The following is a 12,256-nucleotide window of genomic DNA, read 5'->3' on the forward strand; positions in this document are numbered from 1 at the left end:
CACAGCGGGCATTTCTGCCGGGATGTCGCTGCGCCACAGCGCACCGTTTTTGCAAAACGAGCGCCCTTTACTCCCTTTTATCCGAAACGTATTATACCGGTTTTTGCACCAAAGTGCAAGAGGAACGTTGAAATTTCAGCCAGCCTTGGCTACTTTTTTGGCATTGGGATAAATGCGCTCCATGCGGGCATCGTCAAAATGCGCATCCAGCAGCGTATCGATGCTGTTTTTGGGCGCTTCGCCGCTGGTGCGGGCATCGTAGCGGGCAAGGGCCAGCGCACTGGTGAGCATGTTCACCGCCATGAATACGGCCAGCACCGCAGTTACCCACGGGCGGATATGGCTGCGCACCTTTGCCATGCCCTTTTCCACCAGCGGATAGCCGTAGCGCATCCATATCACCGCCGCAATGCCCCAGAAAAAGCAGTACAGCAGGTTGATGCGCCCGCCCAGATTGAACTTGAACTTGCTGTAGTCCCAGAACACGGTGCCGAACAGCAGCTCGGTGACGGCGCTGCACACGTATTCGTACACACCGCCCATGACGGTGCCGAAGGCGAACAGATAGCGGTCGCTTTTGTCCTTTTCCTGCCGCAGCAGCACTGTAGCCATCACCAGTGCCAGCCCCCACACCACGCTGAACGGCCCCCAGACCAGACTGGAGCGGCTCATCCACACGCCTGCCGTCACGCGGCAGAACACCGTCTCCACCATGTCGCCCAGAAACGCGCCGATCACGAACAGCCACAGCAGGTCGGACACGCTGAGAAAGTTCTTTTCCCCCTTCCGGAGCGCAGTCTGCTCCTGCCGGGCCGCAGCCGGGTAAGCATACTGGATGCGTTTTTCAATGTAAAGCGCGATCCTGCGGCGCAGCGTGTCCGACCGCTCCCCCAGTCTCTGGTTGAGCTGCTCCAGCATCGGGTGCCGGGCCGCATACTGCTGCACCAGCACCGCCGAACCGATCTGGTCCAGTACCGCCACCGTCAGCGAGACCCATACTGCCGGGTGCAGCAGCCAGACAGGGATATGCGCGCACAGCTGCAGCAACACATTATTGCCCCACAGCACACTTGCCGTGCCCAGCGCACCCCACAGCAGCGAATACTGCAGGCACACATAGCCGTTCAGATTGAATTTTTTTCCGGAATAGTCCCACCACTTGCGGCGGTGCAGGCGTTCCAGCAGCTTGGCGGTGATCCATTCCATCACCGTTGCCGCCATCATACAGGCAAAGAACAGGTAGACCGGCTCGGTGCGCAGGTCGCTGAAACTCACGGCCAGCAGCACACCGGTGGTACCGTAGATAAAGCAGAACGGGCCTGCCGCCGCACCGCGGTTGGCAAACCTTCCGCCCCGGATGGTCGCGACTACCGTCTCAGCCACCCAGCCCAGAAAGGAATATACTAGATAAATAACACCCAGAGTATAGAAGTTCAGCGTCATAGGCATCCTTTCGCTTGTGGAATTTTGTCGATACACTGATTGTACCCGGTTTAAGCATATTCTACAAGAGCTGTTGTGAAAAATTCACAAAAGCCGTCCTGCCTGCAAAAAGGGCCGCCGTGCATTCAAACGCACAGCGGCCCTTTCTTATTGATTCAGTTTACAGCTCACAGCTGGCTCTTATACAGCTCCACGATCTCCTCCACGCTGGTGTCGCGGGGATTGCCGGGACGGCAGGCATCTGCAAATGCGGACTCGGCGAGGAACTGGATATCCTCTTCCTTCAGGATGCCGTGCAGATTTGCGGGGATGCCCACGTCTGCGCCCAGCTGCTTGACGGCGGCGATGGTTGCATCGGCGGCAGCAGCATCGTTCATCTCATCGATGCCCACAACGCCCATGGCCTTGCCCACGGCGCGGTAGCGCTCACCGGCAACGGACTTGTTGTACTCCAGACCCACCGGCAGCAGGATGGCGCAGGCCACACCGTGCGGGGTGTCGTACAGAGCGGACAGGCCGTGTGCCATGGAGTGGACGATGCCCAGACCCACGTTGGAGAAGCCCATGCCGGCGATGTACTGGCCCAGAGCCATGCCCTCGCGGCCTTCCGGGGTGTTCTGCACTGCGCCGCGCAGGCTCTGGCTGATGAGCTTGATGGCTTCCAGATGGAACATATCGGAGATGACGCAGTGACCCTTGGTAATGTAGCCCTCAATGGCGTGGGTCAGAGCGTCCATGCCGGTGGCGGCGGTCAAGCCCTTGGGCATGGAGGACATCATATCGGGATCGACCACGGCGATCTCGGGGATATCGTTGGTATCCACGCAGACGAACTTGCGCTTCTTCTCCACATCGGTGATGACGTAGTTGATGGTGACCTCAGCAGCAGTGCCGGCAGTGGTGGGAACAGCGATGGTGAACACAGCGTGCTTCTTGGTGGGAGCAACGCCTTCCAGAGAGCGGACATCCGCAAACTCGGGGTTATTGATGATGATACCGATGGCCTTTGCGGTATCCATGGAGGAGCCGCCGCCGATGGTCACGATGCAGTCAGCTTCAGCAGCCTTGAAAGCGGCCACGCCGTCCTGCACGTTGGCGATGGTGGGGTTGGGCTTGATCTCGCTGTAAACAGCGTAGGCAAAGTTTGCAGCATCCAGCAGGTCGGTGACCTTCTTGGTGACGCCGAACTTGATCAGGTCGGGATCGGAGCAGACGAATGCCTTCTTGTAGCCGCGGGCGGTCAGTTCGGGAACGATGTTCTCAATGGCACCGTGGCCATGGTAGGAGATGGTATTCAGAACGATGCGGTCAGCCATAGTTATTTTTCCTCCAAATCTCTTTTCCGCCGCTTTTCGGGCGGAACTCTCTGTTTTTCAGCATAACACATTGTCAAAAACTTTGCAATGTGAAATTGTTTGAATTTATTGTAAATTTTTATACATGTGCAGTGTTTTATGGGCACTTTTTCCATTTTCCCGCAGTTTTATGATGTTTTTTCTTTTTCCCCTTGACAAACAGAGCAAATCATGTATTATTGTATCAAGCGCTTAATACAGCAAGACAAGGAGATGATACCATGGGCGAACAGTTTGATGCCAGCCGCCCGATCTATGCACAGCTTGTGGAACGGCTGAAGGCCCGGATCCTGGCCGGCACCTACCCGCCGGGCGGGCATCTGGATTCGGTGCGTGATCTGGCCGCAGCCGCCGGGGTGAACCCAAACACGATGCAGCGGGCCCTTGCCCAGCTGGAGACGGAGGGGCTGGTGCACACCGAACGCACTGCAGGCCGCTATGTTACGGAGGACACTGCATTGATCGAACAGCTTCGCGCCGACACCGCCCGGACGCTGGCGTCGGATTTTCTGGAAAAGATGCGCGGCATCGGCTACAGTCCCGCACAGGCAGCCGCGCTTTTGGAACACTGGGACGCAAAGGAGGACCGCAATGAGTGAACTTTTGAGCTGTGAAGCACTGACCAAGTGCTACCAGAAGGATAAGACCGCACTGGAAAATGTAGACCTGCACATCGGCTTTGGCCGCATCGTGGGGCTGCTTGGCCCCAACGGCAGCGGCAAGACCACCCTCATCAAGCTGGCGAACGGTCTGCTGCAGCCCAGTGCAGGCAGCATCCGGATCGCCGGCATGACCCCCGGGCCGGACACCAAAGCCATCGTGTCCTATCTGCCGGATGCTGACTGGCTGCCGGACTGGATGCGTGTGGAGCAGCTGGTGGAAATGTTCCGCGAATTCTATGCCGATTTTGACCCCGCTAAGGCAAACGAAATGCTGGCCCGGCTGGAACTGGAACCGAAGGCGCGGCTCAAGACCCTCTCCAAGGGCAGCAAGGAAAAGGTGCAGCTGATCCTGGCCATGAGCCGCGCCGCAAAGCTCTACCTGCTGGATGAGCCTATTGGCGGCGTGGACCCTGCCGCCCGGGACTACATCCTGAGCACCATCCTGAACAACTACAGCCGGGATGCGACCGTCATTCTATCCACCCACCTCATCGGCGATATCGAGCCCATTCTGGACGAAGCCGTCTTTTTGAAGGATGGCCGGGTGTTCGCCCACCGCAATGCCGAAGAGCTGCGCGAGACCGAGGGCATGAGCGTGGATGCATATTTCCGGGAGGTATTCAAATGCTGAAACAGCTGTTAAAATATGAATTCAAGGCCACCGGCCGCACCTACGGCGGGCTGTATCTGGCCCTTGTTGCGCTGGCAGTGCTGAGCGGCTTTTCCCTGCGCAGCTCTTCCAAGGACGACTTTGCATCTCTGCTGCTGTTCGCCTATATGGTCGTAGCCGTTGCGGTGGCAGTGGTGTCCGTGATGACCATTGTGACCCGCTTCACCCGCAATCTGCTGGGCCGCGAAGGCTACCTGATGCACACCCTGCCGGTGACGGAAAGCCAGCTCATCCTTTCCAAGCTGATCTCCAGCGTGGTCTGGATGCTTTGCAGCGGCATCGTGGGTATTTTCTCCTTTGCGGTGATGCTGCTGGCTCTGTCTCTGAACAGCGCGGCCCTGCAGCAGCTGCCGGAGCTGTGGCAGAAAGTGGTAGAGATCTTCCGAGAGATCTTCCGCATGACCGGCAGCTCCGGGTGGCTCTGGCTGATCTTTGAAACGCTGAACGGACTGGTGGCACTGGTGTCCAGCATCCTGTGCATCTATGCCGCATGCATGATCGGCCACCAGTTCAAAAAGCACATGGTCCCGGCCGGTATTCTGGCATTTTTCCTGCTGTCCTTCCTGCAGAACTGGCTGAGCTCCGGTGTCAGCAGTGCCGACATGCTGCAGGCTGTTTCCTATCCCACCCTTGGCGGTGTAGATGTTTCCATTGCTGCGCCCAGTGCGTTCACCACCCTGTTCGGGCTGGCGGTCAGCATTGCCTTTGCCGCAGGGTACTTTCTGCTGACCCGCTGGCTGATGGAGCATAAGCTGGATCTGGAATAATTTTAATGTCCTCCGCTTTCGTTCTGGGCATTTTCAGCGAAACTACTTCTTAATTGCAATTTGTAAAAGGCCGAACCATAAACTTCATCTGATACAAAAAACATCTGCAAGCTGCCCCATTCCGGGCAAAGCTTGCAGATGTTTTTCTTGTTATAAAGTGTTCAGCACTCGTCGTACTGCTTTTTCAGGTAGTTCAGGCATTCCACCGCGTTTTCCGGGGTGGTATTCTCCAGCGTTGCAAAGATATAGGGCTTTTCCTGCTTTGCAAAGCGCAGGATGGTGCGGTAGTCCTCCATACCGCCCTGCCCTGCACCCGTAGCAGCCAGCTGGCCGCCCGCATCCTTGCGCAGGAAATCCTTGAAGTGGATCATGGCGATGTCCTTACCCAGAAGCTCGATGGCCTCGGCGAACACTTCCTCGCGGCGGTCCACATTTTCCATGTTCAGCAGGTTGACGGGGTCGAACAGGATCTGCAGGTTCGGGCTGCCGATCTCGTCCAGCACAGTGCGGGCGCGTCTGGCATCGTACACGATGTGCTTGACCACCGGCTCAATGGCAATGGTCACGCCATACTGCTCGGCGCAGCGCACCACCGGCTTGAAGTTCTTGATAAAGGTGGAAAGGGCTGCATCGCTGCGGCACTCCGGGCAGAACTTGTACTCTGCGTTGGGCGCACCGGTCTCGGTGCCCACCATACCGCAGCCCAGCAGGCTTGCAAAGCGGATGTGGGCATAGTATTTTTCCTGAATGGCGTGCAGGGCATCCGCATCCGGATGGGCAAGATTGAGATAGTTGCCCAGCACGGCAATGTCGATGCCGTTTTTCTCAAACAGATGCCGCAGATACAGCGCATAGCCGGGGGTCAGGGCGCTGGGGGTGCAGGGCAGCTCCTTGAAGGATTTGCTCAGAGCCACATGGGCGCAGGTAAAGCCTTTCTGGCGCACCAGCGGCAGCACCTGTTCAACGGGCAGCTTTTCCGCGTCATGCAGACGCAGGCCGAATTGGATCATGGAAAACCTCCTCCTTTCCCGCGCAACACGCGGGGTTGCATTGACCTTATTATACACGAAAGCTGCGTTCCATGGAACAGCCTGCAACAAAAAAGAGCATCACTTTGCACCCTCAATGGATGCAAATGATGCTCTTTTTTCAGATCTGGTCCTGGCAGATGCGGCTCTTTCTCAGCGCCGGTACTTTGCAGCGGCCTGCAGGCGCTGCATCGCACGGTCGAGCGCGATCTTGCTCTGATAATATTCATGCATGCTCTGCTGATGCTGCAAACGCTCCTCGGCACGGATGCGGGCAGCCTCGGCACGGTTCTTGTCGATATCCTCCGGGCGCTCGGCGCTGTCCACCAGCACCATCACGTAGGCAGGCGTCACCTCGGCAATGCCGTCGCCTACCAGGATGTCCCGGCTTTCACCGTTCACCTCAAAGTGCAGGATGCCCATGTGGATGGCCACCAGTACCGGGCTGTGTCCAGCCTGTATGCCGTACACGCCATCACTGATGGGCAGCACAAGGTCTTCGCAATCGCCCTGATAGTACTCACCGCTGGACGCAGTGATGTTCAGCATGAACTTGTTCATCAGACGGCACCGCCCTTTTCCTCAGCCAGCTTTTCCGCCGCCTTCTGGCGGGCATCTTCCAGCGTACCAACGTTGAAGAACGCCCACTCCGGCAGGTCGTCGGCTTCGCCGTCCACAATGGCGGCAAAGCTGCGCACGGTATCCTGCAGGGGCACATACTTGCCCTTCAGACCGGTAAAGTTCTCGGCCACAGCAAAGGGCTGGGACAGGAACTTCTGCAGCTTGCGGGCGCGGGCGACGGTGAGCTTGTCGTTCTCGTCCAGCTCGTCCATGCCCAGAATGGCGATGATGTCCTGCAGTTCCTGATAGCGCTGCAGAATGGACTGCACCTTGCGGGCCACGCGATAGTGCTCCTCGCCCACGATATCCGCTTCCAGAATGCGGGAGGTGGATGCCAGCGGGTCCACGGCCGGGTAAATGCCCTGCTCCACGATCTTACGGGACAGCACGGTAGTGGCATCCAGATGTGCAAAGGTGGTGGCGGGGGCCGGGTCGGTCAGGTCGTCGGCGGGGACGTAGACGGCCTGCACAGAGGTGATGGAGCCTTCCTTGGTGGAGGTGATGCGCTCCTGCAGAGCGCCCAGCTCGTTGGCCAGAGTGGGCTGGTAGCCCACAGCAGAGGGCATACGGCCCATCAGAGCGGACACCTCGGAGCCTGCCTGCACGAAACGGAAGATGTTATCAATGAACAGCAGCACGTCCTTGTGGGTCTCCTCACGGAAGTACTCTGCCATGGTCAGGCCGGTCTCGGCAACACGCATACGTGCTCCTGGGGGCTCGTTCATCTGACCAAAGACCAGTGCGGTCTTATTCAGAACACCGGACTCGTTCATCTCGCCCCAAAGGTCGCAGCCCTCGCGGGAGCGCTCGCCCACGCCGGTGAAAATGGAGTAGCCGCCGTGCTCGGTGGCCACGTTATGGATCAGTTCCTGGATCAGCACGGTCTTACCGACGCCTGCACCGCCGAACAGACCGATCTTGCCGCCCTTTGCATAGGGGGCCAGCAGGTCGATGACCTTGATGCCGGTCTCCAGGATCTCGGTCGCGGGCTTCTGCTCCGCAAAGCTGGGGGCCTTGCGGTGGATGGGCCAATGCGGCACATCATCCACAGAGCCCTTGCCGTCGATGGGTCTGCCCAGCGGGTCGAACATGCGGCCCAGCGTGGCTTCGCCCACCGGTGCGGTCAGGCCGTGGCCGGTAGCGGTCACGGTCATGCCCTTGCCAAGACCCTCGCTGGCGGAAAGCATGATGCAGCGCACAGTGGTCTCGTTGACATGCTGTGTCACTTCCATCGTGCGCTCGGTGCCCTCAGCGGTCACGGTAAGCGCTTCCTGCAGGGCAGGCAGCCTGCCTGCGGTGAACTGCACGTCCACCACAGGGCCGGCTACGCGAATAATAGTTCCCTGTATCATACGATTGCCTCTATACTAATTTGTAAATACGTTTTATTCCGCCCGGTTCTGCACAGCAGCCGCACCGCCGATGATCTCGGTGATCTCCTGCGTGATAGAGCCCTGACGGGTGCGGTTGTACTCCAGCTGCAGCTCACGGATCATATCGTTGGCGCTCTTTGTGGCGGAATCCATGGCGGTCATGCGGGCGCTCTGCTCTGCGCAGAAGCTCTCGGTCATGGCACCAAAGATCATGCCGTGCATGTAGATGGGCGCGGTCTGCTCGAACACCGTCCATGCAGACGGGAACATCTCCACCTCGCCCTTCGGGTCGCCCAGACCCTTGGGAGCGGGCTGAAGATGGGCGCGGTCCAGCGGCAGCAGACGCACCATGGTCGGTTCGCTGGTCAGTGCATTCTCGATGCGGGTATAGATGAGATAGATCTCATCCAGCTTGCCGGTCTTGAAATCATCGATGGCATCCACCGTGATATCGCGGGCTCGCTGCAGCGTAGGCTCGGTAGCGCTGTAGTGGAAATCCTCCACCAGACGCGGGTCCTTGTGGTACAGGGCGCGGTAGCCGGTCTGACCGATCACATAGAACCGGTCGTTCTCATCCGCATTTTCCTTGAGGAACTTGATGATGTTCTGGTTGTAAGCGCCTGCCATGCCCTTATCTGCCGTCAGCACGATGTAAGCGCGCTTGGGGTTTGCGATATTGCGCTCGTGGAAGAACGGATGCACCGGCTCTTCCGGCAGGTGGGGCACCACGCGGGAAATGGTGTCGCGCATACGGTTGAAGTAGGGCGACACATTCTGGTAGTTCTTGCGCGCCTTGCGCAGCTTGGACGAGGAGATCAGATACATGGCGTTCGTGATCTTCATGGTGTCCTGAATGCTCTCAATGCGCTCCTTCAGCAGCTTACTGGACGGCATGGCTGTCGCCTCCCGCATAAGCTTTCCAGGCGTTCAGGATGGCATCGACCATATCCGGTTCGAGCTTGCCGGCAGCAGTGATCTTATCCATCGTACCGGACACATCCGCGCGGAACTGACGCACAAATGCGGAAGTTTTGGCGCGCAGCTCGGCAGTGGGCAGCTGATCCAGCATACCGTGGGAAGCCAGCACCAGCGTGACCACCTGCTCTGCATCGGACTTGGGCTGGTACAGCGGCTGCTTGAGCATTTCCGTCAGTGCCTTGCCGTGATCCAGCTGGCGGCGGGTCTCTGCATCCAGATCAGAGCTGAACTGTGCAAAGGACTCCATATCCTTGTACTGTGCCAGTTCGATACGCAGGTTTGCGTTGGCCTTCTTCATGGCCTTGGTCTGGGCAGCGCCGCCCACACGGGACACCGACAGGCCCACATTGACAGCCGGGCGGTTGCCTGCATTGAACAGGGCGCTCTCCAAAAAGATCTGGCCGTCGGTGATGGAAATGACGTTGGTGGGGATGTAGGCGGAAACATCGCCTGCCTGCGTCTCAACGATGGGCAGTGCAGTGATGGAACCGCCGCCCAGCTTGTCGCTCATGCGGCAGGAGCGCTCCAGCAGACGGGAGTGCAGATAGAATACATCGCCGGGGTAAGCCTCACGGCCCGGAGAGCGGCGCAGCAGCAGAGAAATGGCACGGTAGGCCACTGCATGCTTGGACAGATCATCGTAAACGATCAGCACGCTCTTGCCCTGTGCCATAAAGTACTCGGCCAGTGCGGTGCCGGCATAGGGTGCGATGTACTGCAGGGGAGCAGAATCCGAAGCAGTTGCCGCCACGATGGTGGTGTAGCTCATGGCACCGTGCTTCTGCAGGTCGCCTGCCACGCGGGCGATGGAAGAAGCCTTCTGGCCGATGGCCACATAGATGCACAGCACGCCGGTGTCCTTCTGGTTCAGGATGGCATCGGTGGCAATGGAGGTCTTGCCGGTCTGGCGGTCGCCGATGATCAGCTCACGCTGACCGCGGCCGATGGGGAACATGGAATCGATGGCGAGGATGCCGGTGTGGAGCGGAGTATCCACGCTCTGACGCTCCAGAATGCCGGGGGCCTGCTTTTCGATGGGGTTGTAGCCCACAGCTTCAATGGGGCCTTTGCCGTCGATGGGTTCGCCCAGCGGGCTGATGACACGGCCCAGGAAGGCATCGCCCACCGGGATGCCGGCACGCTTGCCGCTGCGGGTCACCAGAGTACCCACGCCCACCTTCTCGATATCGTCGAACAGCATGACACCCAGATGATCGGGTTCCACACTTTCCACCATGCCCTTTGCACCGGTGTCAAAGGTAACGATCTCGCCGTAAACGGCCTTGTCCATGCCCTTGACATCCACAACGCCGTCGGCGGCGGAAATGACCGTACCGCCCTCAGAAGCCTCGGCAGCGGGCTTGTAGTCCTCTGCGCGGGTCTGCATGGTGGCAAGATCGGGGGTGCCTGCGGTGATGTTCTCCAGCATATGCTTTGCAGAGTTGTCGATCACCTGGTCGCCCACCTGCAGCACATAGCCGGAGATCAGCTCCGGCTCCACGCTGACGGTGATCACCACCTCAGCGCCGTACTGCTTTTTGAGCTGGGTGCGGATGCGCTGCAGCGCCTCCTCAGAGGGAGTGCGGGCGCAGTGCAGATATGCTTTCAAGGTCTCAGCTGCGCTTGCCATCGCTGTCCCCCGCTTTCTGCAGCAGGTCGTCCAGCAAACGGGCATCGTCCTGCTGCGTCAGGTTGCGTTCCAGCACCTTGGCGCACACGGTACGGGTCAGGTCAGCGATCTGAGCATCGGCCTGACGCAGCTTGCTGGCACGCTCTGCCTCTGCAGCTGCCTTGCCCTCGGCCACGATGGCATCGGCCTGACGCTGTGCGTCGGCCAGCAGCTGTTCTTTCTGTTTCTCAGCCAGCTGCTCACTTGCCTCGCGGCGGGCAGCAGCTTCCACATCCACATTGTGCAGCTTGTCTTCTGCTGCATTCAAGGCAGCCTGTGCCTTGTTCTTTGCTTCCTGCGCATCAGCCATGCTTGCATCCACCATCTGCTGGCGCTTTGCGATCACATCCTGAACAGGCTTGAACAGGAACTTACGCAGCAGCACATACATGATGAGGACGTTCACAACGGTCCACAGCAGGTTCATATCCAACTTCAGCATTCGTACGCGCCTCCGTTACTGACCCAGGAACAGGATGATCAGCAGTGCAACGACGAAGCCGAAAATTGCAGTACCTTCTGCCAGAGCCGCGCCCAGCAGCAGGTTCGTCTGGATCTTGCTGGAAGCTTCCGGCTGACGGCTGATAGCCTCAGCTGCCTTGCCAGTTGCAATACCAATACCAATACCACCGCCAATGCCGGTCAGCGCTGCAATGCCAGCGCCCAGAGCAACCAATCCGCTCATAGTTAAATCTCCTTTTTCATTTGAAATAAGTAAAAGTTTTGGTTTATTCCTCTTCATCGCCGATGGTCTCTTTCATGAACAGCGAAGTCAGGAACACGAACACGTAGGTCTGGATCAGACCATCGAACAGGTCAAAGTACAGGCTGAACACCGCCGGGACGAACACAGGCACCACGAGCTTGATCAGCTCCATGATAACGAATGCGCCCAGCACATTGCCGAACAGTCGCATGCACAGGCTGGTGGGGCGGATGGCGATCTCGAGGATGTTCATGGGGGTCATGACCGGGGTGGGAGCGGCAAGGCTCTTGAGAAAGCCAATGCCGCCGCGTGCACGGATGCCGGCACCCTCGATCAGCACAATGCTCATCAGCGCCAGCGCTGCGGTCACGTCCAGATCCTTCGTGGGGGGCTTGACACCGAACACACCGATCAGGTTCGAGAAGGCGATGTAGATGGCTACGGTCATCAGATACGGCACATAGCACTTATTTTTTTCGCCCAGCAGACCTACAAAGAAATCGTTGCCTGCAGTGTAGGCCATTTCCAGCACAGCCTGACGCTTGCTGATATGGTCCACCTTCAGGTTCCGGGTAAGCAGGATCGAGCCGATGACGACGATCAGCATGATCACCCAGCTGATGACCACGGATTCCGGGATCTGCAGCGGGCCGACCTTGACGTACTCGACAGTCAGTTCTTCCATCAGGGCTTTGGTCAGATTGCTCAATTTATTTTTCCTCCTTCCTGAAGAATGGGATTTTGGGGGCAAGGTGCCATGCCGGTGTGCGGCACAGCGTCCTTCTTATCGCTCGAAGAAAGGCGCAGCTTTGTGAAAAAAGTAAGGAAGGTGTTCGGCTCTGTCCGGTCACACCCTCCCTCCTGCACGGGTCACTTCGTCTTTTTTCGTTGTGTATGATAGTACGATTGACGAAAATTGGCAAGTGGCTTTGTGCACATTCTACATTTTAGGTGATTCTACTGCATTGATATATTAAAAAAGTT

Annotated in this window: 13 protein-coding genes; 3 read left to right on the forward strand and 10 right to left on the reverse strand. The window is 58.2% G+C overall.

The genetic code is table 11. From position 1 onward, the window contains the following. Positions 1–135: 135 nt before the first annotated feature. Together DW937_RS04775 and fucO are read right to left on the reverse strand one after the other, a co-directional pair. Positions 136–1,443, reverse strand: coding sequence for a putative ABC transporter permease (locus DW937_RS04775; protein ID WP_120120289.1), 1,308 nt, complete (start codon positions 1,441–1,443; stop codon positions 136–138). A 167-nt stretch (positions 1,444–1,610) separates the two neighbouring features. Next, entirely contained in the window at positions 1,611–2,759 is a 1,149-nt protein-coding gene (fucO, locus tag DW937_RS04780; RefSeq protein WP_097776483.1) for a lactaldehyde reductase, read from the reverse strand. A 260-nt stretch (positions 2,760–3,019) separates the two neighbouring features. Between fucO and DW937_RS04785 the strand changes: the two genes are divergently transcribed. From DW937_RS04785 to DW937_RS04795, 3 genes are read left to right on the forward strand one after another with little or no spacing between them, the layout of a single operon-like run. Continuing rightward, positions 3,020–3,397, forward strand: a complete 378-nt coding sequence (locus DW937_RS04785) for a GntR family transcriptional regulator (protein WP_120020920.1) — start codon at positions 3,020–3,022, stop codon at positions 3,395–3,397. Next, a complete protein-coding gene (locus tag DW937_RS04790; protein WP_120120290.1) occupies positions 3,390–4,091 on the forward strand; it encodes an ABC transporter ATP-binding protein in 702 nt (233 codons plus the stop codon). Before DW937_RS04785 ends, DW937_RS04790 begins: the two co-directional genes overlap by 8 nt. Next, positions 4,085–4,897, forward strand: coding sequence for a hypothetical protein (locus DW937_RS04795; protein WP_120120291.1), 813 nt, complete (start codon positions 4,085–4,087; stop codon positions 4,895–4,897). Before DW937_RS04790 ends, DW937_RS04795 begins: the two co-directional genes overlap by 7 nt. Before the next feature lie 161 nt (positions 4,898–5,058). Here DW937_RS04795 and DW937_RS04800 read toward each other — a convergent pair whose 3' ends face one another. The 8 genes from DW937_RS04800 to DW937_RS04835 form a co-directional block, all read right to left on the reverse strand. Then, positions 5,059–5,907 (reverse strand): sugar phosphate isomerase/epimerase family protein, encoded by an 849-nt coding sequence (locus tag DW937_RS04800; RefSeq protein ID WP_120120292.1) that lies wholly within the window; start codon positions 5,905–5,907, stop codon positions 5,059–5,061. A 171-nt stretch (positions 5,908–6,078) separates the two neighbouring features. Then, positions 6,079–6,486, reverse strand: a complete 408-nt coding sequence (gene atpC, locus DW937_RS04805; RefSeq protein ID WP_005944484.1) for an ATP synthase F1 subunit epsilon — start codon at positions 6,484–6,486, stop codon at positions 6,079–6,081. After that, entirely contained in the window at positions 6,486–7,898 is a 1,413-nt protein-coding gene (atpD, locus tag DW937_RS04810; protein ID WP_120020923.1) for a F0F1 ATP synthase subunit beta, read from the reverse strand. The genes atpC and atpD overlap by 1 nt, the downstream gene beginning before the upstream one ends. A gap of 33 nt (positions 7,899–7,931) precedes the next feature. Next, entirely contained in the window at positions 7,932–8,813 is an 882-nt protein-coding gene (gene atpG, locus DW937_RS04815; RefSeq protein ID WP_118526418.1) for an ATP synthase F1 subunit gamma, read from the reverse strand. Then, the gene (gene atpA, locus DW937_RS04820; protein ID WP_120120293.1) at positions 8,800–10,527 is read right to left on the reverse strand and encodes a F0F1 ATP synthase subunit alpha; all 1,728 of its coding nucleotides are present in this window, start codon (positions 10,525–10,527) and stop codon (positions 8,800–8,802) included. Before atpA ends, atpG begins: the two co-directional genes overlap by 14 nt. After that, complete coding sequence (locus DW937_RS04825; protein ID WP_118526422.1) at positions 10,511–11,008, reverse strand: ATP synthase F0 subunit B; 498 nt, start codon at positions 11,006–11,008, stop codon at positions 10,511–10,513. Before DW937_RS04825 ends, atpA begins: the two co-directional genes overlap by 17 nt. Before the next feature lie 15 nt (positions 11,009–11,023). After that, complete coding sequence (gene atpE / locus DW937_RS04830) at positions 11,024–11,251, reverse strand: ATP synthase F0 subunit C (protein WP_118526424.1); 228 nt, start codon at positions 11,249–11,251, stop codon at positions 11,024–11,026. Positions 11,252–11,294: 43 nt separating this feature from the next. Further along, entirely contained in the window at positions 11,295–11,981 is a 687-nt protein-coding gene (locus tag DW937_RS04835; RefSeq protein WP_165852886.1) for a F0F1 ATP synthase subunit A, read from the reverse strand. Positions 11,982–12,256: the final 275 nt, after the last annotated feature.

Origin of the sequence: Faecalibacterium sp. AM43-5AT (assembly GCF_003603345.1) — a bacterium.
GTDB lineage: Bacteria > Bacillota > Clostridia > Oscillospirales > Ruminococcaceae > Faecalibacterium > Faecalibacterium taiwanense.

Bases quoted from the DNA above. Each gene is read 5' to 3' on its own strand.
- atpE (WP_118526424.1), bottom strand. From the start codon at position 11,251: ATGAGCGGATTGGTTGCTCTGGGCGCTGGCATTGCAGCGCTGACCGGC.
- DW937_RS04800 (WP_120120292.1), bottom strand. From the start codon at position 5,907: ATGATCCAATTCGGCCTGCGTCTGCATGACGCGGAAAAGCTGCCCGTT.
- DW937_RS04775 (WP_120120289.1), bottom strand. From the start codon at position 1,443: ATGACGCTGAACTTCTATACTCTGGGTGTTATTTATCTAGTATATTCC.
- atpG (WP_118526418.1), bottom strand. From the start codon at position 8,813: ATGCCGTCCAGTAAGCTGCTGAAGGAGCGCATTGAGAGCATTCAGGAC.
- DW937_RS04785 (WP_120020920.1), top strand. From the start codon at position 3,020: ATGGGCGAACAGTTTGATGCCAGCCGCCCGATCTATGCACAGCTTGTG.
- fucO (WP_097776483.1), bottom strand. From the start codon at position 2,759: ATGGCTGACCGCATCGTTCTGAATACCATCTCCTACCATGGCCACGGT.
- atpA (WP_120120293.1), bottom strand. From the start codon at position 10,527: ATGGCAAGCGCAGCTGAGACCTTGAAAGCATATCTGCACTGCGCCCGC.
- DW937_RS04790 (WP_120120290.1), top strand. From the start codon at position 3,390: ATGAGTGAACTTTTGAGCTGTGAAGCACTGACCAAGTGCTACCAGAAG.
- atpD (WP_120020923.1), bottom strand. From the start codon at position 7,898: ATGATACAGGGAACTATTATTCGCGTAGCCGGCCCTGTGGTGGACGTG.
- DW937_RS04795 (WP_120120291.1), top strand. From the start codon at position 4,085: ATGCTGAAACAGCTGTTAAAATATGAATTCAAGGCCACCGGCCGCACC.
- atpC (WP_005944484.1), bottom strand. From the start codon at position 6,486: ATGAACAAGTTCATGCTGAACATCACTGCGTCCAGCGGTGAGTACTAT.
- DW937_RS04825 (WP_118526422.1), bottom strand. From the start codon at position 11,008: ATGCTGAAGTTGGATATGAACCTGCTGTGGACCGTTGTGAACGTCCTC.